This is a genomic window from Streptomyces silvae (genome assembly GCF_016745505.1).
In the GTDB taxonomy this organism is placed as follows: domain Bacteria; phylum Actinomycetota; class Actinomycetes; order Streptomycetales; family Streptomycetaceae; genus Streptomyces; species Streptomyces silvae.
Genome location: NZ_JAERUC010000203.1, coordinates 53500 through 74956, shown reverse-complemented (window position 1 = coordinate 74956; position 21457 = coordinate 53500). Strand labels below are relative to the sequence as shown.

The 21457-nt window shown below is 72.7% G+C and carries 24 protein-coding genes; 5 read left to right on the top strand and 19 right to left on the bottom strand.

Annotation, left to right across the window (positions count from 1 at the left end; all coding sequences use genetic code 11):
- The 3 genes from groEL to JKV81_RS34340 form a co-directional block, all read right to left on the bottom strand.
- A partial coding sequence (gene groEL / locus JKV81_RS34350; RefSeq protein ID WP_202079494.1) for a chaperonin GroEL occupies window positions 1–874 on the bottom strand: 874 nt, incomplete at its 3' end.
- A 98-nt stretch (window positions 875–972) separates the two neighbouring features.
- Complete coding sequence (groES, locus tag JKV81_RS34345) at window positions 973–1281, bottom strand: co-chaperone GroES (protein WP_003966899.1); 309 nt, start codon at window positions 1279–1281, stop codon at window positions 973–975.
- Window positions 1282–1572: 291 nt separating this feature from the next.
- The gene (locus JKV81_RS34340; RefSeq protein ID WP_202079492.1) at window positions 1573–2526 is read right to left on the bottom strand and encodes a polysaccharide deacetylase family protein; all 954 of its coding nucleotides are present in this window, start codon (window positions 2524–2526) and stop codon (window positions 1573–1575) included.
- A 90-nt stretch (window positions 2527–2616) separates the two neighbouring features.
- Here JKV81_RS34340 and JKV81_RS34335 point away from each other — a divergent pair, with 90 nt between their 5' ends.
- Window positions 2617–3840 carry a class I SAM-dependent methyltransferase gene (locus JKV81_RS34335; RefSeq protein WP_202079490.1) on the top strand — a complete coding sequence of 408 codons (1224 nt, stop codon included), beginning with the start codon at window positions 2617–2619 and terminating at the stop codon, window positions 3838–3840.
- Here the strand turns inward: JKV81_RS34335 and JKV81_RS34330 are convergent, their stop codons facing one another.
- The 7 genes from JKV81_RS34330 to tsaB all read right to left on the bottom strand — a co-directional run bounded on the left by JKV81_RS34330 (window position 3841) and on the right by tsaB (window position 7993).
- A complete protein-coding gene (locus JKV81_RS34330; RefSeq protein ID WP_202079488.1) occupies window positions 3841–4491 on the bottom strand; it encodes a hypothetical protein in 651 nt (216 codons plus the stop codon). It abuts the gene before it with no gap.
- 69 nt (window positions 4492–4560) lie between these two features.
- The gene (locus JKV81_RS34325) at window positions 4561–4833 is read right to left on the bottom strand and encodes a DUF1876 domain-containing protein (protein WP_099174244.1); all 273 of its coding nucleotides are present in this window, start codon (window positions 4831–4833) and stop codon (window positions 4561–4563) included.
- A gap of 79 nt (window positions 4834–4912) precedes the next feature.
- Entirely contained in the window at window positions 4913–5374 is a 462-nt protein-coding gene (locus JKV81_RS34320) for a VOC family protein (RefSeq protein WP_129265087.1), read from the bottom strand.
- A gap of 99 nt (window positions 5375–5473) precedes the next feature.
- Window positions 5474–5743: a hypothetical protein gene (locus JKV81_RS34315; protein ID WP_124274261.1), complete on the bottom strand. Its 270-nt coding sequence runs from the start codon at window positions 5741–5743 to the stop codon at window positions 5474–5476.
- Window positions 5740–6858: a tRNA (adenosine(37)-N6)-threonylcarbamoyltransferase complex transferase subunit TsaD gene (gene tsaD / locus JKV81_RS34310; protein ID WP_129265086.1), complete on the bottom strand. Its 1119-nt coding sequence runs from the start codon at window positions 6856–6858 to the stop codon at window positions 5740–5742. Before tsaD ends, JKV81_RS34315 begins: the two co-directional genes overlap by 4 nt.
- Window positions 6858–7349 carry a ribosomal protein S18-alanine N-acetyltransferase gene (rimI, locus tag JKV81_RS34305; protein WP_099173822.1) on the bottom strand — a complete coding sequence of 164 codons (492 nt, stop codon included), beginning with the start codon at window positions 7347–7349 and terminating at the stop codon, window positions 6858–6860. The genes tsaD and rimI overlap by 1 nt, the downstream gene beginning before the upstream one ends.
- Window positions 7346–7993 (bottom strand): tRNA (adenosine(37)-N6)-threonylcarbamoyltransferase complex dimerization subunit type 1 TsaB, encoded by a 648-nt coding sequence (tsaB, locus tag JKV81_RS34300; protein ID WP_129267097.1) that lies wholly within the window; start codon window positions 7991–7993, stop codon window positions 7346–7348. Before tsaB ends, rimI begins: the two co-directional genes overlap by 4 nt.
- A gap of 169 nt (window positions 7994–8162) precedes the next feature.
- On the opposite strand from tsaB, the gene JKV81_RS34295 reads away from it, so the two are divergent.
- Complete coding sequence (locus JKV81_RS34295; protein WP_129265085.1) at window positions 8163–8720, top strand: hypothetical protein; 558 nt, start codon at window positions 8163–8165, stop codon at window positions 8718–8720.
- Between the two features lie 18 nt (window positions 8721–8738).
- Here JKV81_RS34295 and JKV81_RS34290 read toward each other — a convergent pair whose 3' ends face one another.
- The 8 genes from JKV81_RS34290 to glmS form a co-directional block, all read right to left on the bottom strand.
- Window positions 8739–8930 carry a hypothetical protein gene (locus JKV81_RS34290; RefSeq protein WP_202079486.1) on the bottom strand — a complete coding sequence of 64 codons (192 nt, stop codon included), beginning with the start codon at window positions 8928–8930 and terminating at the stop codon, window positions 8739–8741.
- Between the two features lie 176 nt (window positions 8931–9106).
- Window positions 9107–9640 carry a tRNA (adenosine(37)-N6)-threonylcarbamoyltransferase complex ATPase subunit type 1 TsaE gene (tsaE, locus tag JKV81_RS34285; protein ID WP_129265084.1) on the bottom strand — a complete coding sequence of 178 codons (534 nt, stop codon included), beginning with the start codon at window positions 9638–9640 and terminating at the stop codon, window positions 9107–9109.
- Between the two features lie 19 nt (window positions 9641–9659).
- Window positions 9660–10874, bottom strand: coding sequence for an alpha/beta fold hydrolase (locus JKV81_RS34280; protein WP_129265083.1), 1215 nt, complete (start codon window positions 10872–10874; stop codon window positions 9660–9662).
- Window positions 10875–10949: 75 nt separating this feature from the next.
- On the bottom strand, window positions 10950–12104 hold the full coding sequence (alr, locus tag JKV81_RS34275; protein WP_202079484.1) for an alanine racemase: 1155 nt from the start codon (window positions 12102–12104) through the stop codon (window positions 10950–10952).
- A 60-nt stretch (window positions 12105–12164) separates the two neighbouring features.
- Complete coding sequence (locus JKV81_RS34270; RefSeq protein ID WP_202079482.1) at window positions 12165–12551, bottom strand: DUF488 domain-containing protein; 387 nt, start codon at window positions 12549–12551, stop codon at window positions 12165–12167.
- 38 nt (window positions 12552–12589) lie between these two features.
- The gene (locus JKV81_RS34265; RefSeq protein WP_129265080.1) at window positions 12590–14035 is read right to left on the bottom strand and encodes an NAD(P)H-hydrate dehydratase; all 1446 of its coding nucleotides are present in this window, start codon (window positions 14033–14035) and stop codon (window positions 12590–12592) included.
- 3 nt (window positions 14036–14038) lie between these two features.
- Window positions 14039–14407, bottom strand: coding sequence for a holo-ACP synthase (locus tag JKV81_RS34260; RefSeq protein WP_129265079.1), 369 nt, complete (start codon window positions 14405–14407; stop codon window positions 14039–14041).
- A gap of 12 nt (window positions 14408–14419) precedes the next feature.
- The gene (gene glmS, locus JKV81_RS34255) at window positions 14420–16267 is read right to left on the bottom strand and encodes a glutamine--fructose-6-phosphate transaminase (isomerizing) (protein ID WP_124274248.1); all 1848 of its coding nucleotides are present in this window, start codon (window positions 16265–16267) and stop codon (window positions 14420–14422) included.
- A 153-nt stretch (window positions 16268–16420) separates the two neighbouring features.
- On the opposite strand from glmS, the gene coaA reads away from it, so the two are divergent.
- The 3 genes from coaA to JKV81_RS34240 all read left to right on the top strand — a co-directional run bounded on the left by coaA (window position 16421) and on the right by JKV81_RS34240 (window position 20041).
- Window positions 16421–17413 carry a type I pantothenate kinase gene (coaA, locus tag JKV81_RS34250; protein WP_124274247.1) on the top strand — a complete coding sequence of 331 codons (993 nt, stop codon included), beginning with the start codon at window positions 16421–16423 and terminating at the stop codon, window positions 17411–17413.
- Window positions 17414–17431: 18 nt separating this feature from the next.
- Window positions 17432–18370, top strand: coding sequence for a DUF389 domain-containing protein (locus tag JKV81_RS34245; protein ID WP_129265074.1), 939 nt, complete (start codon window positions 17432–17434; stop codon window positions 18368–18370).
- Between the two features lie 102 nt (window positions 18371–18472).
- Window positions 18473–20041: a PH domain-containing protein gene (locus tag JKV81_RS34240; RefSeq protein ID WP_202079481.1), complete on the top strand. Its 1569-nt coding sequence runs from the start codon at window positions 18473–18475 to the stop codon at window positions 20039–20041.
- An 11-nt stretch (window positions 20042–20052) separates the two neighbouring features.
- On the opposite strand, the gene glmM is transcribed toward JKV81_RS34240, so the two are convergent.
- Window positions 20053–21411 (bottom strand): phosphoglucosamine mutase, encoded by a 1359-nt coding sequence (glmM, locus tag JKV81_RS34235; protein ID WP_129265072.1) that lies wholly within the window; start codon window positions 21409–21411, stop codon window positions 20053–20055.
- Window positions 21412–21457 lie beyond the last annotated feature (46 nt).

Genomic DNA, 21457 nt, shown 5'->3' with positions numbered 1-21457 from the left:
TGTCGCCGAGCATGGCCTTGCGGCGGTCACCGAAGCCCGGGGCCTTCACCGCGACGGCGTTGAAGGTGCCACGGATCTTGTTGACGACGAGGGTGGAGAGCGCCTCGCCCTCGACGTCCTCGGCGATGATCAGCAGCGGCTTGGAGCTGCCGGCCTGGATGACCTTCTCCAGGAGCGGGAGCAGCTCCTGGATGGAGCCGATCTTGCCCTGGTGGATCAGGATGTACGGGTCGTCGAGGACGGCCTCCATACGCTCCTGGTCGGTCACCATGTACGGGGACAGGTAGCCCTTGTCGAAGGCCATGCCCTCGGTGAACTCGAGGTCCAGACCGAAGGTGTTGGACTCCTCGACGGTGATGACACCGTCCTTGCCGACCTTGTCCATCGCGTCCGCGATGAGCTCGCCGACCTGCGGGTCCTGCGCGGAGAGCGCGGCCACGGCGGCGATGTCGGCCTTGTCGTCGATCGGGCGGGCGGTCGCGAGGAGGTCCTCGGACACGGCCTTGACGGCGGCGTCGATGCCCTTCTTCAGGGCGGCCGGGGACGCGCCCGCGGCGACGTTGCGCAGACCTTCGCGGACGAGGGCCTGGGCGAGCACGGTGGCGGTGGTGGTGCCGTCACCCGCCACGTCGTTGGTCTTGGTCGCCACCTCCTTCACCAGCTGGGCACCGAGGTTCTCGTACGGGTCGTCGAGCTCGACCTCGCGCGCGATGGTGACACCGTCGTTGGTGATGGTGGGAGCGCCGAACTTCTTGTCGATGACGACGTTGCGGCCCTTCGGACCGATCGTCACCTTCACCGTGTCGGCAAGCTTGTTGACGCCGCGCTCAAGGGCGCGACGGGCGTCCTCGTCGAACTTCAGGATCTTCGCCATGGGCTGATCTTCCCTCTCAAACGAACTGCGCCCCTCGCCACCCGGCTAGTTATTTCGCAGGGGGCCAGGGGCGCAGAACAGAAGCAAACGTGGGTGAACTACTTCTCGACGATCGCGAGGACGTCGCGCGCCGAGAGGACGAGGTACTCCTCGCCGTTGTACTTCACCTCGGTGCCGCCGTACTTGCTGTACAGAACGACATCGCCGGTCTTGACGTCGAGCGGAAGGCGCTCGCCGTTCTCGAAGCGGCCCGGGCCCACGGCCAGGACGACGCCCTCCTGGGGCTTCTCCTTGGCGGTGTCCGGAATGACCAGGCCGGAAGCCGTGGTCTGCTCGGCGTCGAGCGGCTGGACCACAATGCGGTCCTCGAGCGGCTTGATCGCAACCTTGGAGCTGGTGGTCGACACGATCCGGTCTCCCCCTTCGGAGATCTCACGGGGTTTAACAGTCTGTGGGGTGGCTACCAGGTCGATCCGTCGTCGCGGGTGCCGGACCTGTCCTGTCGCGCGGTTGTGCTGGCACTCTCCATCGGGGAGTGCCAGCACTGAGACTATGACCGCGATTAGCACTCGGTCAAGCGGAGTGCCAATTCACCACCCTCGCGTGGCGTCGCGGGACGGCGCGCGGCCCGGGCGGCGGACCGGCGCACGCCCGGACAACGCGGGAAATCTCCCAGGGGTTCCGTGGGCGACAACCCGTCAGACGTAGTCCTCCAGCCTGGCCACGGCGTACCCCTTGGCGGTGACCGTCTTCATGACGTTGCGGATCATGTCGGCCATGGAGCCGTCCCAGTCCTCACGGCCCCGGAAGTGGGTGAGGATGATGTCGCCGGGGTGCAGGTCCTGGTCCCACTCGCGCCACTCCATGTGGTCGGGGAACGCCTCGGCGGCCCACAGGGGTACGGCCTTGATGCCGCAGGACTTGGCGATGCGCAGAGTGGCGCCGTTGTAGTTGCCGTAGGGCGGGCGGAAGAGGGTGGGCCGCTTCCCCAGGAACTTCTCGATCTTGTCCTGCGAGCCGCAGATCTCCCGGCGCTGGTCCTCCTCGGAGAGCCCGGGGAGGTAGCGGTGGTTGAGCGTGTGGTTGTTGAGCGTGACGCCGCGGGCCTGCATGTCCTTGAAGTAGCCGTAGTCGTCGCTGACCTCGTAGTCGCTGAGGAAGGCGCTGTACGGGATGTTCAGCTCCGACATCATCCGCAGCAGTTCGGGGTCCTTCTCGGCGCCGTCGTCCATCGTCAGGAAGACGACGCGCTCCTTGGTGGGCACGGTGGTGAAGACCGGCGGCAGCTTCTCCCCGCCCTCCACCTCGAAGCCCTCGCGGGTGGTGATGTGCGGCTTCTTCGCGGGTGGCGCGGGGGCTGCCAGCGGGACCTTCGCCAGGCCCCACTTCTTCGCGACGGCGACGCGGGCGGCCAGCTGGTGCTTCAGCTGCTCGGCCTTGGCCTTCGCCTTCGCCTCGGCCGCGGCGGGGCCCGCCTGCGGGGCCTCCGCTCCCGGCTGCCCGGCAACCTGCTCACGCCCCCGGCCGGCCCCCTCGTCCGCACCGCCGGCGCACCCGGAGGCGGCGGCGCCGATCAGCAGGGCGGCCAGGACCAGACAGAACGGTCTGTGGCGCTTCGTGGCGGATTTTTCGTTTTGTCGTACTAGCTGCATGGCGCCGCATCCTGCCATCGGGTCGGCAGCTCTCTCCGGCGACACCTCCGGGCGGCCCGCCGGGTCCCCCGGCTGGCTCACAATGGACAGGTGAACGCCCTCCCCCCTGCCGATCAGGCCGACCCGGCCGACCCGCTCGCCGCCTTCGCCGCCCTGCGCACCTCCGAGGGCGCGGCGCTCCTGGACGAACTGCGTGACCACGACCCCGCCCGGGAGCTGGCGACCGCGACCCGGCTGCGCCGCACCCACCCCGCGGCCCTGGTGTCGGCGGCGCTCGGCCAGGCGCGGCTGCGTCAGCGCGCGGTGGCGAAGTTCGGGGCGGCGGACGCGTACCGCATGTTCTTCACCCCCGACGGCGTGGAGCAGGCCACCCGGACCTCGGTCGCCCGCTACCGGGCCGAGCGGTTCGCGGAGCAGGGCGTGCGGAGCGTCGCCGACCTCTGCTGCGGCATCGGCGGCGACGCCGTCGCGCTGGCCCGCGCCGGGATCTCGGTCCTCGCCGTGGACCGCGACCCGCTCACCGCCGAGGTCGCCCGCGCCAACGCCGAGGCGCTCGGCCTCCAGGACCTCGTCGAGGTGCGGTGCGCCGATGTCACGGAGGTCGACACGTCCCCGTACGACGCGGTCTTCGTCGACCCGGCCAGGCGCGGCGGGCGGGGCAGGATCTTCGACCCCGAGGCCTACTCACCGCCGCTCTCCTGGGCGACCGGGGCCGCCCTCAAGGCCCCCCGCGCCGCGCTGAAGATCGCCCCCGGGGTCCCGCACGAGGCCATCGAGCCGGCGGCCGAGGCCGAGTGGATCTCGGACGGCGGCGATGTGAAGGAGGCCGTGCTCTGGTTCGGCGAGGGCTTCGCCCCCGGCACCTTCCGCGCCACGCTGCTCCCGTCCCGCACGACCCTCGCCTCCGAGGGCCCGCTCCCCGCCCCGCCGGTCGGCCCCGTCGGCCGGTATCTGTACGAGCCGGACGGCGCCGTGATCCGCGCCCACCTGGTGGCCGACATCGTGGAGCGGTGCGAGGGCAGGCTGATCGACGAGACGATCGCGTACGTCACGAGCGACACGCCGTACGAGTCCGACGCCACGGCCGCGTACGAGATCACCGATCAGCTGCCCTTCAACATGAAGAAGCTGAAGGCGTTGCTGAGGGAGCGTCAGGTGGGCGTGCTGACCGTCAAGAAGCGCGGCTCGGCGGTCGAACCGGAGGAGCTGCGCCGGAAGATGAAGCTCCAGGGCCCGCATGCGGCCACCGTCTTCCTGACCCGGGTGGCCGGGGCCCCGACGATGCTGATCGGGCAGCCGGTGAGGCGGAGCTGATCAGCCGCCGACCCTGATCAGCGGGTCCGGCTCCACCCCGGCCAGCACCCGCAGCACCCAGCGGCGGTGGGCGAACGCCTTGACGAGACCGGTCAGCCCGGTCAGCCAGGCGAGGAACCCGAGCCCCATCAGCCAGGCCACCAGACCGTACGTCTCCACGCCCGCCCTGGCGTTCGCCGGGACGGCCAGGCAGGCGAAGAGGCCGGTCGCGCAGAGCGCGAACGACATCAGCAGCCACAGCAGGCTCGCCCGCGGCCGGCGCAGGGCCATGTCGCCCTCCGGGTCGCGGTCCAGCCCGCCCCACTCCACGAGCAGGCGGTGGATCCGCAGGTCCCTGGCCACGCCCACGGCCACGAGGACGGCGGCGGGCACCATGACGGCGGCGCCGATGGCCAGGCAGATGACCCCGGGGACCACACCGAGGGAGTCGTAGGCGTCCTCGAACATCAGGAACGCCGATCCCACCAGGGACCAGCCGAGCGCGGCGACCCCCGCCCATGTCCAGAGCAGGGCGAGACGCCCGGGCCCGATGAACATCCTCACCAGCTCACCGAGGACCACCGCCCGGTCCCTCAGCAGGGCGTCGCGGTCGGGCCAGGTGCGTATCTCCGCGGGCGGGGGCGGCGGCGGAAGCGGTGAACGACCGGTCATGGTCCAGAGGTTACCGAGTGCGCGCCGCGCCCTCCGACGGTGGAACGGCCTCAGCCGTCGGGCCGGTGCTCAGGTCAGCGGGTACGACGTACGGCCGGACGCCTCGTCGATCTCGTCGTGCGCCTTGGTGAGCAGCTTCATGGCCAGCTCGTTGAGCGCGCGGGCGCCGGCGATCTCCTCGCCCACCCTCGGCTGCTCCGCGTCGGCGGGGTGGCGGCTGGCGTACCCGTGGGCCCGCACCTCGGTCCCGTCGCTCAGCCGCACCATCGCGGCCGCGCGGGTCCGGTGGGTGTCCTCCTCGAATTCCAGCTCGATGTGCCAGCCGACCGTGGTCTCCATCATGTCGGTCACCTCCCGGGGACTCCTGTTTCCAGGGTGCGCCCGATCCCCGGCCCGCGCACGGCGTGCGCGCGGGCGTGCCTCAGGCGTCCCGCAGGGCCTGGACGTCCAGCTTCCGCATCCCCATCATCGCTTTCATGACGCGGTCGGCCCGGGCGCGGTCGGGGTCGCCGAGCAGCTCGGGCAGCGCACGCGGGACGATCTGCCAGGACAGGCCGTACCTGTCCTTCAGCCACCCGCACATGCTCTCCTCACCGCCCTCGGTGAGCTTGGCCCACAGGGTGTCGACCTCCTGCTGGTCGGCGCAGTCCACGCTGAGCGAGACGGCCTCGCTGAAGGTGAACTCCGGTCCGCCGTTGAGGCCGAGGTACTCCTGACCGGCGAGCACGAAGTCGACGGTCAGCACCGAGCCCGCCTTCGGTGATCCCTCGTTCCAGTAGGCGATGTCGACGATGCGCGAGTCCCCGCCGAAGACCGAGACGTAGAACTCGGCGGCTTCCAGGGCCTGGTCGTCGAACCACAGACAGGGCCTGATCTTCTGCATGGTCTCTCTCCTCACCCGGGCGAACGTCGTCGTCCGCTGTGCAAGGTAGACCGCTCCCGCGCCCGGAACTCATCGGAACGCGCGCGGTCCGTACGCCCGTCAGCCGTCCGCCGGGCCGAGGGACTCGAAGCGCCATCGGTGCACCGGGCGGCTGATCAGCCCGGCCTCGGGCTCGGGCAGCTCCGGCAGCTCGTCCCCGTAGGCGGCGTCCCACCAGGTCAGCACGAGCACCCGGTCCTGCGGGGCGCGCAGCAGTTCGCTGCGCAGCGGCTCGCGGGCCAGCTCCGCCGCCCGGGCCCTGGCCCACTCCAGCAGCTCCGCGCCCCGGCCCTCGGCGGCGCGGGCCTCCCACATCAGGGCGACGGTCATGAGTACAGGTTGTCCTTGCTGATCTCGTGCACATGATCGTGGCTGTGCGCGTGGTCGTGGCCGTGCGCGTGGGTACCCGGCACATGGGGTTCCGTGACCGGCAGCGAGGAGTCCGCCGAGAGGTCCAGGTCGGACACGGGACGGTTGCGCGCCACCATCTCGGCGCCCAGCGCGGCGACCATGGCCCCGTTGTCCGTGCAGAGCCCCGGCCTGGGGACCCGCAGCCGGATGCCCGCCTTCTCGCACCGTTCCTCGGCGAGTGCGCGGAGCCGCGAGTTGGCCGCGACACCGCCGCCGATCATCAGGTGGTCGACACCCTCGTCCTTGCAGGCCCGGACGGCCTTGCGGGTGAGGACGTCCACGACGGCCTCCTGGAAGGACGCCGCCACGTCCCGTACGGGAATGTCCTCACCGGCCGCGCGCTTCGCCTCGATCCAGCGGGCGACGGACGTCTTGAGGCCGGAGAACGAGAAGTCGTACGCCGGGTCGCGGGAGCCGGTCAGTCCGCGGGGGAAGGCGATCGCCTTGGGGTCGCCCTCCCGTGCCAGCCGGTCGATGACCGGGCCGCCGGGGAAGCCGAGGTCAAGCACCCGGGCGATCTTGTCGAAGGCCTCGCCCGCAGCGTCGTCGATGGTCGCGCCGAGCGGCCGTACGTCGCTGGTGATGTCCGGGGCGAGCAGCAGCGAGGAGTGCCCTCCGCTCACCAGCAGCGCCATCGTCGGCTCGGGCAGCGGGCCGTGCTCCAGCTGGTCGACGCAGATGTGCGAGGCCAGGTGGTTCACCCCGTACAGCGGCTTGTTCAGGGCGTACGCGTACGCCTTGGCGGCCGACACACCGACGAGCAGCGCCCCGGCGAGCCCGGGGCCGGCCGTGACGGCGATGCCGTCGAGGTCGCGGGCGCTGATCCCGGCGTCCTTCAGGGCGCGCTCGATGGTGGGGACCATCGCCTCCAGGTGGGCGCGCGAGGCGATCTCCGGGACGACCCCGCCGAAGCGGGCGTGCGTCTCGACGCTGGAGGCGACGGCGTCGGCGAGGAGCGTCGTGCCCCGCACGATGCCGACGCCGGTCTCGTCGCAGGAGGTCTCGATACCGAGTACGAGCGGTTCGTCAGCCATCAGTCTGTCTCTGTTCCTTGTACGGTCAGGCGCATGACGAGTGCGTCGATGTTCCCCGGCTGGTAGTAGCCACGGCGGAAGCCGATGGGTTCGAAGCCGAAGCGTTCGTAGAGCTTCTGCGCGCGGGTGTTGTCGACACGGACCTCCAGGAGCACGGCGGTGCACTCGAAGGCGGTCGCGTGCCGGAGCAGGTCGGTCAGGAGTTCCGATCCGAGGCCGCCGCCCCACTGGCCGCGGCTGACCGCGATCGTCTGGACGTCGGCGAGGTCACCGGCCGAGGCGAGCCCCGCGTAGCCGACGATCCGGCCGTCGACGGGGTCCTCGGCGACGACATAGCGGTGGGTGGCCCGGGGGCCGCGCGCACGGGCCAGTTCGGACCAGAACATGCCGGCCGACCAGGCGTCGTCGGGGAACAGCTCGTGTTCCAGCTCCAGCACCGGCTCGATGTCCCACCAGCGCATCTCGCGGAGCACAGCGGTCGCGGTGGTCACTTGGGGGTGACCACCTTGTAGTTCTTCGGGACCTGGGCGTCGGGCCTGCGCAGGTAGAGCGGCTGCGGGGGCAGCAGCGCGGCGCCGGAGGCCAGCCGTTCGGCGGCCAGGGCGGCGAGCGCGCCGGCCGAGACGTGTTCCGGCCCGCGGGCGTCCGGGAAGGCCTCGGGGTAGAGCAGCGCTCCCGCACCGGCGACGGGCAGTCCGGCGAGCCGGTCGGCGATGTCGGCGGGCCGGTCGACGGCGGGGTCGCCGTCCCGGGTGCGGAAGTCCTCGTACCGCGCCCAGTAGACCTCCTTGCGGCGCGCGTCCGTCGCGACGGCGAAGGGGCCTTCGAGGCCGTCGAGACCGGCGGCGTACGCGAGGGCGTCGAGCGTGCACAGCCCGTGCACCGGCACGGAGAGGGCGGAGCCGAAGGTCGCGGCGGTGACGAGGCCGACGCGCAGCCCGGTGTAGGGGCCGGGGCCGACCCCGACGGCCAGGTCGGTCACGGCGTCGAGCTTCACCCCGGCCTCGGCGAGGACGCGGTCGACGGCGGGCAGCAGCAGCTCCCCGTGCCGCCGGGCGTCGACCTGTCCGGTCTCGGCGACGACGGAGGTCCCGTCGTGGAGGGCGACGGTGACGGCGGGGGTGGCGGTATCCATGGCGAGCAGCAGCACACGAACAGCCTACGGCTCCGCCGACCCGGTCACCGCAGCCCGTGCAGCGTCCCGGTCCCCCCTTCCGCTGCTGGTACCGTCGCCGGGTATACGCGTGTACGACGTAAATGCTTGTACGACATGCGACGGACGGCATGTGAAAGGGGACCTCACGGTGGCAAGGGGCAGCTCGGGAATCGTGGCCGGGCTCACCGCCGCGGCGTTGGCCGCGGTCTGTTTCCTCGCCTACCAGGCGTCGGCCAACGCGCCCGACTCGGTCGCCGCGCCCTCGGCGCAGACCTCCGGTGCGACGGCCGCTCCCCCGCAGAAGCCGAAGCCCTCGAAGGAGCCGCTCGCGGTTCCCGAGGACTCCGACACGGGGACCCGCGTCGTGTACGGGCTGAAGGACCGCCGGGTGTGGATCGTGGACGACACGGAGAAGGCGCTGCGGACGTTCACCGTGGTGCCGAGCTCCGTGAGCCCGCTCCCCGGCGTGTACCAGGTGACCTCGCGCTCCGGCAGCATCAAGGGCTCGGACGGCGTCCTGATCGAGCACGTGGTGCGCTTCGCGAACGTCGGCGACGTCTCCGTGGGCTTCAGCGCCGCGCAGGACGGCTCGATGCCGACCCCGGACCCCACGATGAAGACCGGCGGGGTGCGGATGAAGCGGGCCGACGGCAACGCGCTGTGGACCTTCGCCACCGTCGGAGTGAAGGTCGTCGTCGTCCCGTAGCCCCTCGGCCCGGCTCGCTCAGGCGGCGGCGGGACCCGCGTCCTCGGTGTCGTCGGCGTCGTCCTCGGCGGCCTGATCGTCGCGGGGCGGCGTCGAGACCGCGGTCGCGGCGGCACAGGAGGCCAGCAGGTCCTTCATGGACACCGCGGACACCGACGGCGTCCCCGCCTGCGACGACTGCGGCTGCACTTCACGCTCGGGTGCCGGCATGGATGCCTCCTCGGGCTTCGGCGAGAGGCGTGGTTAGGTAGACCTAACCAGCCCCTGTCCCCCATGTGACCACGACGGGCCTCCCCCGCGCAACATTTTACCGACGACCTGTCGGAAAACATCCGCGCGCAGGGGTACGGACCCCGCTCCTCGCGTCCGGGCGGCCCGGCCCGTGCTCAGGCCCCCGCCAGCTCCGCGCCCAGTCCCGCCCAGCGGGCGCCGATGCCCATCAGGGTCACCGTGCGGCGTTCGTCGTCCGTGTCGCCGACCGCGCGGTCGATCACCACCCGCAGCCGGTGCTCCGAGAGCTCCTCGACCTTGCCGTCGCCCCACTCCACGACGATCACCGACTCCGGCAGCGAGACGTCGAGGTCCAGGTCCTCCATCTCGTCGAGTCCGCCGCCCAGGCGGTACGCGTCGACGTGGACCAGGGCCGGGCCCTCGCCCAGCGGGGGGTGGACCCGGGCGATCACGAAGGTCGGCGAGGTGACCGCGCCGCGCACCCCGAGGCCCTCGCCGAGGCCGCGGGTCAGGGTGGTCTTGCCGGCGCCGAGCTCGCCGGTGAGCATCACCAGGTCGCCGGGGGCCAGCACACCGGCGATCCGGCGGCCCAGTTCCTTCATCTCTTCGGGGGACTCGACGGCGACGTCCAGGGTGACGGTGCCCGGTGCGGCGGATTCGCCCGCCGGGCCGTTGTGCGCTGCTTCCATGCCGACCAACGGTAGAGGATCAGCGCCCCTGGGCCGGAACGGCTCCGATCCGCACCAGCAGGTCCGCGAGCCGGTCGGTCACCGTCTCGGGGTGCTCCAGCATCACCAGATGACCGGCGTCCGGGACGATGACCAGCTCCGCGTCCGGGAGCTCGTCCGCGATGGCCTCGCTGTGCGAACTGGGTGTCACCAGGTCCTTGTCCCCGGCCAGGATCAGCACCGGGAGGTCACGGAAGGCGGGCAGGGCCCCGCTCTTGTCGTGCTCGGTGAAGGCCGGGTAGAACTCGGCGACCACATCGATCGGGGTGGACTCGATGAGCCGCTCCGCGAAGCGCGCGACCGCCGGGTCCACGTCCCGCGACCCGAACGAGTACCGCTTGATCAGCCCCGCGAACAGGTCGGCGGTGGCCCGCCGACCGCGCTCCACCAGCTCCGCCTGCGAGCCGAGCGCCTTCAGCACCCCGGGCAGCACCCGGCGCACCGCGTTCACGCCCGCCACCGGCAGCCCGAAGTTCACCTCACCGAGCTTCCCGCTCGACGTACCCACGAAGGCGACGGCGGCCACCCGGTCGCGGATCAGCTCCGGGTAGTGGTCGGCGAGGGCCATCATCGTCATGCCGCCCATGGAGTGCCCGACCAGCACCAGCGGGCCCTCCGGGGCCGCCGCGTCGATGACCGCCTTGAGGTCGCGGCCGAGCTGGTCGATGCCGACCGGTACGCCCTCGGCCTGTGCCCGGCCCCGCTCGGAGCGGCCGTGGCTGCGCTGGTCCCAGTGCACGGTGCGGACCAGGCCGCGCAGTGCGGCGCGCTGGAAGTGCCAGGAGTCCTGGCCGAGGCAGTAGCCGTGGCTGAAGACGACGGTCAGGGGCGCGGGGTCCTTGCTGCCGAAGAGTCTGCGCCGGCGCGGTCCTGAGCCCGCCTGGGCACGCGTGGCGGCACGGCTCGTCCCGCCGTCCGGCTCGATCTCGTCGACCTCGTAGTACAGCTCGGTGCCGTCGTCGGCGACCGCCCGGCCGGGCTGCCCGCGCAGCGAGCCGTAGGGTCCCGAGGCGTCCAGGGCGAGGCGGGCCTTCTTGCGCATGCCCCGGCCCACGGTGAGCCGCTCGACGGCGACACCCGCGGCCGCGCCCGCGGCGATGACGCCTATCGCCGCCCCGGCGATGCCCGCCCGGCGCCAGCCGGCCGCCGCGACGGCCGCCGTCGCCATCACGTCCTCCGCGCTGGTCTCGCTCACCGTGCCGTGCTCCTTCGTCGTCGTTGTCCGCAGGAACCGCCGGACCATGATCCATGATCGGGGGCGAGCCGGGGGTCAGTCCCGGCCGGAGTCCTCGTGGAGATGGACGCGGGGGACGCGCACGCCGATGCGGGTGACGATCTCGTACGCGATCGTGTCCGCCGCCTGCGCCCAGTCCTCCGCGCCGGGTTCGCCCCGGTCGCCCGGGCCGAACAGCACCGCCTCGGCGCCCGCCTCCAGGGTGTCGCCCCCGAGGTCGACCACGAACTGGTCCATGGCCACCCGGCCCGCGATCGTGCGGACGGCGCCTCCGACGAGGACGGGTCCCCGGCCGGAGGCATGGCGCGGGATGCCGTCCGCGTAGCCGACCGGCACCAGGGCGAGCGTCGTCTCGGCGGAGGTCGTGTAGTGGTGGCCGTAGCTGATCCCGTGGCCCGGGGGCACCCGCTTGACCAGTGCGACGGAGGCGGCGAGCGTCATCACGGGCCGCAGCCCGAAGTCGGCCGGGGTGCCCAGCTCGGGGCTGGGCGAGATGCCGTACATCGCGATGCCGGTGCGGACGAGGTCGAAGTGGGACTCGGGCACCGTGAGCGTCGCCGGGGAGTTGGCGATGTGCCGCACCTCGGGGCGGACGCCCTCCTTCTCCGCGTAGGCGACCATGTCGCGGAAGACGTTCAGCTGGGCGGCGATCGACGGGTGGCCGGGCTCGTCGGCGCAGGCGAAGTGCGACCAGAGGCCGGTGACGCGCAGGAGGCCCGCCTCCTCCGCGGCGCGGGCGGCGGAGACGAGCTCCGGCCAGTCGGCGGGCTGGCAGCCGCCGCGCCCGAGGCCCGTGTCGGCCTTGAGCTGGACGCGGGCCGGAATCCCCGCCTCCGTGGCGGCCGCGACGACCTCGTCGAGCGCCCACATCCCGCTCACCGAGACATCGATGTCGGCCTCGATCGCCTCGCGCCAGGGCCCGCCGGGCGTCCACAGCCAGCACATCATCCGGCCGCCGACGCCTGCCTCGCGCAGCGCCAGCGCCTCCTGCGGGGTGGCGGTGCCCAGCCAGGCCGCACCGGCCTCCTGCGCCGCCCTGGCGCAGGGCAGCGCCCCGTGCCCGTACGCGTCGGACTTCACCACCGCCATGAGCTGCGCCCCGGACGCCCGCGCGCGCAGTTCGCGCACGTTGGCGCGCAGTGCGGCGAGGTCGATCTCGGCACGGGCTCTCAGGGTCGCTGTCTCGTTCATCGCGCCCAGTGTCTCAGAGCCGTACGCCTGTGCCTCCGACCTCTGTGCCCGGTGAGGCGGTCACCGGTGGTCGAGGGCCTGCTCCAGATGGCCGACGAGGACCGGTACGTGACTGGCCGGAACGTCCTTCACGGCGGTGACGAGGGTGACGGCGCCGCCCCGGCGCAGCAGGGCCAGCAGCTGTTCGACGGCCTCGGTGTGCACGGGGTCGCCGAGCTCGGTCCGGTAGCGGTCCGCGAACTCCGCGTGCCGGGCGCCGGAGCGGTCCTCGTGGTACCAGGCGCGGAGCTCGTTCGAGGGCGTCACGTCCTTGGCCCACAGGTCGACCGCCGCGTGTTCCTTGGAGATCCCACGGGGCCAGAGCCGGTCGACGAGCACACGGGTGCCGTCGTCCTCCTCCGGCGGGTCGTAGACCCTGCGTACGCGGATGTCGCTGCCGCTGCCCACGACCGACCACCTTCCGTTCCCGTGCTTCCCAGCCTGGATCAGGCCCGCACGTCGCGCCAGGCGGCCGGTACGGAGTCCGCGACGTCCTGCGCGGTGACCGGCGCCCCGTCGGAGGTCCGGCGCGCCGCGAGCCCGTGCAGATAGGCGCCCACCGACGCGGCGTCGCGCGGTGCGAGGCCGGCGGCCAGCAGCGAGCCGGTCAGCCCGGAGAGCACGTCGCCGCTGCCCGCCGTGGCCAGCCAGGGCGTCCCGGTCGGGTTGACCCGGACGGGCGCGTCCCCGCGCTCCGCGACGAGGGTCGTCGAGCCCTTCAGCAGCACGGTGGCCCGGTAGCGCTCGGCCAGTTCCCGTACGGCGGCGAGCCGTCCCGCCTCGACCTCCTCGCGCTCCACGCCGAGCAGCGCCGCGGCCTCGCCGGCGTGCGGGGTGAGGACGGTGGCGGAGGTCCGGGCGCGTACGGCCGCCATGTCCATCAGCCGCAGCCCGTCCGCGTCGACCAGCACGGGGACGTCCGCGGCCAGCACGTCGGAGACCGCTCCGGCCGCCTGCGTGCCGTCGCCGAGCCCGGGGCCGACCACCCATGCCTGGACGCGTCCGGCCTTCGACGGCGGGCCGGGGTGCACCAGGGTCTCCGGGAAGCGGGCGATCACCGCGTCGGCCCCGGGGCCCGCGTACCGCACGGCTCCGGCGCCGCCGCGCAGCGCCCCCGCGACGGCGAGCACGGCCGCGCCCGGGTACCGCTCCGAGCCCGCGGCGACCCCGACGACCCCGCGCCGGTACTTGTCGCTCTCGGCGTCGGGCTCGGGCAGCAGGGCGGCCACATCGGCGTACTGGAGGGCCTCCAGGTCCGGACGTGGAGGCAGCTCCGCCGCGAGCCCGATGTCGACGAGCCGGAGCGCGCCCGCCCGTTCGGCGGCAGGGTCGATGAGCAGGCCCGGCTTGTACGTGCCGAAGGTGACGGTCGCGTCCGCCCGTACGGCGGCGCCGAGCACCTGGCCGGTGTCCGCCTCGACCCCGCTCGGCAGGTCGACCGCCAGCACGGGCGCGTGACCGGCGGTGACCGCGCGGACCAGCTCCGCCGCCTCGGGGCGCAGACCGCCGCGCCCGCCGATGCCCGTGATGCCGTCGACGACGAGGTCCACGGGGCCCAGCCCGTCGGGGGTGTCCAGGACCTGCCCGCCCGACGCCAGCAGGGCGGCCAGCGCGGGCCGGTGCACCTTGTCCGGCGTGGTCAGCAGGGCCCGTACGCCGGCACCGCGCCGGGCCAGCCGGGCCCCCGCGTACAGCGTGTCGCCGCCGTTGTCGCCGCTGCCGACGAGGAGCAGCACCCGGGACCCGTAGACCCGGCCGTTGCGCCGGAGCAGGTCACCGCAGGCGACCGCGAGCCCGGCGGCGGCGCGCTGCATGAGCGCGCCCTCCGGGAGGCGTGCCATGAGCGCCTTCTCGGCGTTCCGTACGGTCTCGACGCTGTAGGCATGTCGCATACCTCAACCCTCCGCGATCACCACGGCCGACGCCACCCCCGCGTCGTGGCTGAGCGAGACGTGCCAGCTGCGTACGCCGAGCTCGGCGGCCCGGGCCGCGACGGTGCCGGTGACCTCCAGGCGCGGCCTCCCGCTGTCCTCGACGCACACCTCGGCGTCGGTCCAGAGCAGCCCCGCGGGCGCGCCGAGCGCCTTGGCCAGGGCCTCCTTCGCGGCGAATCTGGCCGCCAGCGAGGCGATCCCCCGCCGTTCCCCGCCCGGCAGCAGCAACTCCCGCTCCAGGAAGAGGCGCTCGGCCAGCTGGGGTGTACGCCCCAGCGCGGCGCCGAAGCGTTCGATCTCCGCCACATCGATCCCGACCCCAATGATCACGCGCTCACTCACTCACTCGACTGTCACGGACTTCGCCAGGTTGCGCGGCTGGTCCACCTCGTTGCCCCGGGCGGTCGCCAGCTCGCAGGCGAAGACCTGCAACGGCACCGTGGCGACCAGCGGCTGAAGCAGCGTAGGCGTAGCCGGGATCCGGATGAGGTGGTCCGCGTACGGGACGACCTCCTCGTCGCCCTCCTCCGCGATGACGACCGTACGGGCGCCACGGGCCCTGATCTCCTGGATGTTCGAGACGATCTTGTCGTGCAGCACCGAACGGCCGCGCGGGGACGGCGCGATGACGACGACCGGCAGGCCCTCGTCGATCAGGGCGATCGGCCCGTGCTTGAGCTCTCCCGCGGCGAAGCCCTCGGCGTGCATGTACGCCAGCTCCTTGAGCTTCAGGGCGCCTTCCATGGCCACCGGGTAGCCGACGTGGCGGCCCACGAAGAGCACGGTGTCGTGGGAGGCCAGCGAGCGGGCCAGTTCGCGCACGGGCTCCATGGTGCCCAGCACGCGTTCGACCGCGCCGGACATCTCGGAGAGCTGGCGTACGACGGTGCGGATCTCGTCGCCCCACTTGGTGCCGCGCACCTGGCCGAGGTACAGCGCGACGAGGTAGCAGGCGACGAGCTGCGTCAGGAACGCCTTGGTGGAGGCGACGGCGACCTCCGGCCCGGCGTGCGTGTAGAGGACGGCGTCCGACTCCCTGGGGATGGTCGACCCGTTGGTGTTGCAGATGGCGAGGACCTTCGCGCCCTGCTCACGGGCGTGGCGTACCGCCATCAGCGTGTCCATCGTCTCGCCCGACTGCGAGATGGCGACGACGAGGGTGCGCTGGTCCAGGATCGGGTCGCGGTAGCGGAACTCGCTGGCCAGCTCCGTCTCGCAGGGCAGCCGGGTCCAGTGCTCGATGGCGTACTTGGCGATCATCCCGGCGTGGAAGGCGGTCCCGCAGGCGACGACGACGACCTTGTCGACCTCGCGGAGCACACTCGGCGGGATGCGGACCTCGTCGAGGTGGAGCGCGCCCGAGCCGTCGATCCGGCCGAGCAGGGTGTCGGCGACGGCCTTGGGCTGGTCGGCGATCTCCTTGAGCATGAAGGAGGCGTAACCGCCCTTCTCGGCGGCCGAGGCGTCCCAGTCCACGTGGTACTCGCGTACGTCGGCGGGCCGGCCGTCGAAGCCGGTGACCGTCACCCCGTCGCGGCGCAGCTCGACCACCTGGTCCTGGCCCAGCTCGATGGCGTCCCGCGTGTGCGCGATGAAGGCGGCCACGTCGGAGGCGAGGAACATCTCCCCCTCACCGACCCCCACCACGAGCGGCGAGTTCCGCCGGGCCCCGACCACCACGTCGGGCTCGTCCGCGTGCACGGCGACCAAGGTGAACGCGCCCTCCAGCTGCCGGCACACCTGCCGCATGGCCTCCGCCGGATCACCGCTGGACGAGTACGCCTCGGCGAGCAGGTGCGCGACGACCTCGGTGTCGGTCTCGGAGGTCAGGTCATGGCCACGCCCGGCCAGTTCCTCGCGCAGACCGGCGAAGTTCTCGATGATCCCGTTGTGTACGACGGCGACGCGGCCCGCGTTGTCGAGGTGCGGGTGGGCGTTGGCGTCGGTGGGCCCGCCGTGCGTGGCCCAACGGGTGTGCCCGATCCCGGTGTTCCCGCCCGGCAGCGGCCGGTCCTTGAGCTCCTTCTCCAGATTGAGGAGCTTCCCCGCCTTCCGCGCCGCGGCGAGCCCTCCGTCCGCGAGGACGGCGACCCCCGCGGAGTCGTACCCCCGGTACTCCAGCCGCTTCAGTCCCGCGACCACGACATCCTGCGCCGACTGCGCCCCGACGTAACCCACGATTCCGCACATATCGGCACCATACGGCCGGGCGGGGGCGGGCGACAGCAGGGGCGGGCCACGTGGGGGCGCCCCGGGTGCCCGGCGCTCCGGCACCGCGGAACCGCTCCCCCACGTGACCGACCCCACCCCCCACTCCGTTAAAACTCCCGCAACAATGAACAGGTGATCACCTCAGCCGCACGGAGCCCCCGCCGCACCGAGCACGCCCCGACGCCCTACGTCGACCTGACCCGGGCCGAGTGGAGCGCCCTGCGTGACAAGACGCCGCTGCCGCTGAGCGCCGAGGAGGTCGAGAAGCTGAGAGGGCTCGGCGACGTCATCGACCTCGACGAGGTCCGGGACGTCTATCTGCCGCTCTCCCGGCTGCTCAACCTCTACGTCCAGGCCACCTCGGGCCTGCGCGGCGCCCTGAACACCTTTCTGGGGGACGCGGGCAACGGGCACGGTGCGCAGCGCGGCACCCCGTTCGTCATAGGGGTCGCCGGGAGCGTCGCCGTCGGCAAGTCCACCACCGCCCGCATCCTCCAGGCGCTGCTGGCGCGGTGGCCGGAGCACCCCCGGGTGGAGCTGGTGACGACCGACGGGTTCCTGCTGCCGATGAAGGAGCTGGAGGCGCGCGGCCTGATGTCGCGCAAGGGGTTCCCCGAGTCGTACGACCGCAGGGCGCTGACCCGGTTCGTCGCCGACATCAAGGCCGGCAAGGACGAGGTGACGGCCCCCGTCTACTCGCACCTGATCTACGACATCGTGCCGGGTGAGCGGCTGACCGTACGCCGCCCCGACATCCTGATCGTCGAGGGGCTGAACGTGCTCCAGCCCGCGCTCCCCGGCAAGGACGGCCGGACCAGGGTCGGGCTCGCGGACTACTTCGACTTCAGCGTGTACGTCGACGCGAAGGCCGAGGACATCGAGAACTGGTACCTCCACCGCTTCCGCAGGCTGCGGGAGACGGCGTTCCAGAACCCGTTCTCGTACTTCCGCAAGTACACGCAGGTCTCCGAGGCGGAGGCGCTGGACTACGCGCGCACCATGTGGCGGACCATCAACAAGCCGAACCTGCTGGAGAACGTGGCGCCGACGCGCGGCCGTGCCACTCTGGTGCTGCGCAAGGGGCCGGACCACAAGGTCCAGCGTCTGTCACTGCGCAAGCTCTGACCCGGAAAGGGTGCACCCGTGCTGCATCTGCGCCTCATCGTGCCCGCCGATCTCAGCGACGAGGTGGTCGAGCTGATCGGACGGACCGTCGGCACCGCCCATGTCGTGGTGCTCGCGGGCGCCGCCCGGAGCCCGGTGGGCGATGTGGTCATGTGCGATGTGGCGCGTGAGGCGGGAGACGAACTCATCGGCGCCCTGCGGGAGATGGGCATCGACGACTGCGGTTCCATCACCGTCGAGAACATGGACCTCACCCTCTCCAAGCGGGCCGACGAGGCCGAGCGGGCGGCCCCGGGCGAGAGCGCGGACGCGGTGCTCTGGGAAGAGCTGAGCGAGGTGACCCACGAGGAGTCGACGTTCAGCGCCACCTATGTGGCCTTCCTCGCCGTCGCGACGATGCTCGCCGCGTGCGGGGTGATGCTCGACAACACGATCCTGATCGTGGGCGCGATGGCGGTGGGACCGGAGTTCGGCCCGCTGGCCGGGATCTCGACGGCGCTGGTGCAGCGCGCGCCCCGGCTGGTGGCACGGTCGCTGTGGGCGCTGATCGGCGGCTTCGCCGCGGCGATGATCCTGACGGCCGGCTTCGCCTGGCTGATGGACGCGTGCGGGCTGTTCGACGCCGGCATGGTCACCGCGGACCGGCCCAACACGGGCTTCATCTGGCACCCGGACTGGATGTCGTTCGTGGTGGCGCTGCTCGCCGGCGTCGCGGGGACGCTCTCCCTGACGTCCGCGAAGTCCGGTGCGCTGATCGGCGTGGCGATCTCGGTGACCACGGTGCCCGCGGCCGCCAACGCCGCGGTCGCCTTCAGCTACCAGGACTTCCAGCAGACCTGGGGTTCCTCGGAACAGCTCCTGGCCAACCTGGGCGGCATCGTCCTGGCCGGGACGCTGACCCTGCTGATCCAGAAGGCGCTGTGGAGGACGAGCCGCCGGGCGGTGGACGGTCGTTGAGCCACGGGCTCCGAGCGGTGACGGCCCGGCAATGTGGCGGGGCCCGAAGCTGCCGTACACCGCACAAGCCGGGGCGCCCCGGCCGGTGACAGGATCCCGGGTATGACCGATGCCCGGGAAGTCAGCGCCCATCCGCTGCGGAAGCGCGCCCAGTGGTGCTCCGTCGCCCTCGGGGCGGCCGGGGCCGGCCTGGCCGGGGTGCGCGCGGTGTACGCGGGCGGTCTCCTGGACGTATGGGTGGCCGTGGGCCTGCTGTTCGCGCTCCTGGGCATCATCTGCCTGTACGCCGCCACCACCCGGGTGAGCGCGGACGCCCACGGCCTGCACACCCGCACCCTGCTGCGCCGCCGGCACATCCCGTGGTCCGGCATCGCGGATCTCCGTACGTACATCCAGTACGGGCGGAACCAGCAGGTCCACCGCGTCAGTGTGCTGCTGCGCGACGGGCGCACACGGCGGCTGCCGCTCCCGCTGAGCGCGTCCTCCGGGGACCGCCCGGCGTTCGACGCGGAGCTGGACGCGCTCCGCGCGATGCACCGCAGGTACGGGTCCCCCGAGTCCGGCCACGTGCCCGTCATCTCGAACCGCGCCGCCGGGCGCGGTACGGCCGTGCCGGCGCTCCTGTGCGTGCTGCTGCTCGCGGGCGCGGGCCTGGCCGCGTGGCTCGTGCCGATCGTCGGGGCGGAGAAGGAGGCGTGGACGTCGGCCGTCCCGTGCACCACCGGGACTCCCCCCGCGGAGCGCGCGGAGTGCCTGAGCACGCAGCACGCGGTCATCGCCCGGGCGGAGGTCAGCCGGGGCAAGCAGAGCAGCTGGCTGTACTTCGCCGACGGCCGGCCGCTGGAGCGGCTCGGGGTCTCGCGGGAGGGGGCCCGGGGGTTCCACGCCGGTGACGAGGTCGAACTCACCGTCTGGCGGCACCGGGTGAGGATGGTCACCGCCGAACACCACGTGTGGCGCGAGCACTTCACCGGCGCCGGCGAGGCGGCCGTCATCGCCGCCCTGTGCGCGCTCGGCGCGGGCTACCCCGGCGCCCGGCTCCTGCTGCACCGGCGCGGGCGCCGGCTGCCGGACGACGAGGTCCTGCCCTCCGCCCTGCCGTTCGCGGGCGCGCTCGCCGGTACGGCCGTGTGGCTGCTGCCGTTCTGCTACGTCCATCCCATGGGCCCGGCCGGCTCTCCCACGGCCCTCGTGTGGGCGGCGGCGGGGGCGGTGGCCACGCTCGGGATGTTCGCCTGGGCCTGGCGCGCCACCCGTATCCGTACGCCCGGGACTCCCGCGGCGGGCACGGGCGTCCCTGCGCGCGAGCGACGGGAGAAGGGGGACGTGTTCCTCGCCGCCCGGTTCCTGGAGCACACCGACTACAACCCGAACGGCTTCGGCACCCACATCGTCCTGGGGGACGGCCCGCCCGCGGTGACACCCCACCCGGGCCCGGGCCGGTTCGCGGCGCGCCCGATCCCGGTGGAGCGGCTGAGTGTGACGGGCGTACGACGCGTCCGGGGCAGCGACGGCGACACCGTCGCCAGGAGCTGGCACATCGCCGAACTCGACGACGCGGGCGAGCCCGTGCGCCTCGCGGCCGCCCCCGCCGACCTGACCCGCATCCTCCAGGAGCTGGAGGCCGGACGCAGGACGGCCCCGGCTGTGGAGCCGGGGCCGTCCGTCTGACCGGGGGTCCGTCAGCCGAGCGCGGACTTCACCACGTCGGCCAGCTGCCCGGCCACCGCGCGCGCCTGTTCGAGGTCGGCGGCCTCGACCATGACCCGTACGAGCGGCTCGGTGCCCGACTTGCGCAGGAGGACGCGGCCGGTGTCACCCAGCGCGTGCTCGGCCTGGGAGACCGCGGCGGCCACCTCGGGCGAGGTGTCCACACGGGACTTGTCGACGTCCGGCACGTTGACGAGGACCTGCGGGAGGCGCTGCATCACACCCGCCAGATCGGCGAGCGTACGTCCGGTGGCGGCGACCCGGGCCGCGAGCATCAGCCCGGTCAGCGTGCCGTCACCCGTCGTGGCGTGGTCCAGGACGATGACGTGGCCGGACTGCTCGCCGCCCAGCGCGAAGCCCTCGGCCTTCATCGACTCCAGGACGTAGCGGTCGCCGACGGCGGTCTGGACGAGCTGGATGCCCTCGCGCTCCATCGCCATCTTGAAGCCCAGGTTCGACATGACCGTGCCGACGACGGTGTCCTTGCGCAGGTGGCCCGCCTCGCGCATGGCGAGGGCGAGCACGGCGAGGATCTGGTCGCCGTCGACCTCGGCGCCGGTCGCGTCCACGGCCAGGCAGCGGTCCGCGTCTCCGTCGTGCGCGATGCCGAGGTCGGCACCGTGCTCGACGACGGCGGCCCGGAGCAGCTCCAGGTGGGTGGAGCCGCAGCCGTCGTTGATGTTCAGGCCGTCCGGCTCGGCGCCGATGGTGATGACCTCGGCCCCGGCCCGGGCGAACGCCTCGGGCGAGACACGGGCGGCGGCGCCGTGCGCCTCGTCGAGGACGACCTTCAGACCGTCCAGGCGGTTCGGGAGGACACCGATGAGGTGGGCGACGTAGCGGTCGAAGCCCTCGTTGTAGTCGGTGACACGGCCCACGCCGGCGCCGGTCGGACGGCTCCACGGCTCACCGGTGCGGTGCTGCTCGTAGACCGTCTCGATGCGGTCCTCCAGCTCGTCGGCGAGCTTGTGCCCGCCCCGCGCGAAGAACTTGATGCCGTTGTCGGGCATGGCGTTGTGGCTCGCCGAGAGCATGACGCCGATGTCCGCGCCGAGCGCTCCGGTGAGGTACGCCACGGCGGGGGTGGGGAGCACCCCGACACGCAGGACGTCGACACCGGCGCTGGCCAGGCCCGCCACGACGGCGGCCTCCAGGAACTCCCCGGACGCGCGGGGGTCACGGCCCACCAGCGCGGTCGCCCGATGCCCCTCGAAGGTGCCCGCCTCGGCCAGCACGTGCGCCGCCGCGACCGAGAGTCCGAGCGCGAGCTCGGCTGTCAGGTCCGCGTTGGCGACGCCGCGCACGCCGTCCGTGCCGAAGAGTCGTCCCACTGGTGTCCTCCGAAGGTGCTCCGAAACCGCAAAACCAAAGTAATCA

Excerpts from the sequence above, each read along its gene's own strand:
- JKV81_RS34340 (WP_202079492.1), bottom strand. The coding sequence starts at position 2,526 with ATGCAGCTAGTACGACAAAACGAAAAATCCGCCACGAAGCGCCACAGA.
- JKV81_RS34330 (WP_202079488.1), bottom strand. The coding sequence starts at position 4,491 with ATGACCGGTCGTTCACCGCTTCCGCCGCCGCCCCCGCCCGCGGAGATA.
- JKV81_RS34325 (WP_099174244.1), bottom strand. The coding sequence starts at position 4,833 with ATGATGGAGACCACGGTCGGCTGGCACATCGAGCTGGAATTCGAGGAG.
- JKV81_RS34320 (WP_129265087.1), bottom strand. The coding sequence starts at position 5,374 with ATGCAGAAGATCAGGCCCTGTCTGTGGTTCGACGACCAGGCCCTGGAA.
- JKV81_RS34315 (WP_124274261.1), bottom strand. The coding sequence starts at position 5,743 with ATGACCGTCGCCCTGATGTGGGAGGCCCGCGCCGCCGAGGGCCGGGGC.
- tsaD (WP_129265086.1), bottom strand. The coding sequence starts at position 6,858 with ATGGCTGACGAACCGCTCGTACTCGGTATCGAGACCTCCTGCGACGAG.
- tsaB (WP_129267097.1), bottom strand. The coding sequence starts at position 7,993 with ATGGATACCGCCACCCCCGCCGTCACCGTCGCCCTCCACGACGGGACC.
- JKV81_RS34290 (WP_202079486.1), bottom strand. The coding sequence starts at position 8,930 with ATGCCGGCACCCGAGCGTGAAGTGCAGCCGCAGTCGTCGCAGGCGGGG.
- tsaE (WP_129265084.1), bottom strand. The coding sequence starts at position 9,640 with ATGGAAGCAGCGCACAACGGCCCGGCGGGCGAATCCGCCGCACCGGGC.
- alr (WP_202079484.1), bottom strand. The coding sequence starts at position 12,104 with ATGAACGAGACAGCGACCCTGAGAGCCCGTGCCGAGATCGACCTCGCC.
- JKV81_RS34265 (WP_129265080.1), bottom strand. The coding sequence starts at position 14,035 with ATGCGACATGCCTACAGCGTCGAGACCGTACGGAACGCCGAGAAGGCG.
- glmS (WP_124274248.1), bottom strand. The coding sequence starts at position 16,267 with ATGTGCGGAATCGTGGGTTACGTCGGGGCGCAGTCGGCGCAGGATGTC.
- JKV81_RS34240 (WP_202079481.1), top strand. The coding sequence starts at position 18,473 with ATGACCGATGCCCGGGAAGTCAGCGCCCATCCGCTGCGGAAGCGCGCC.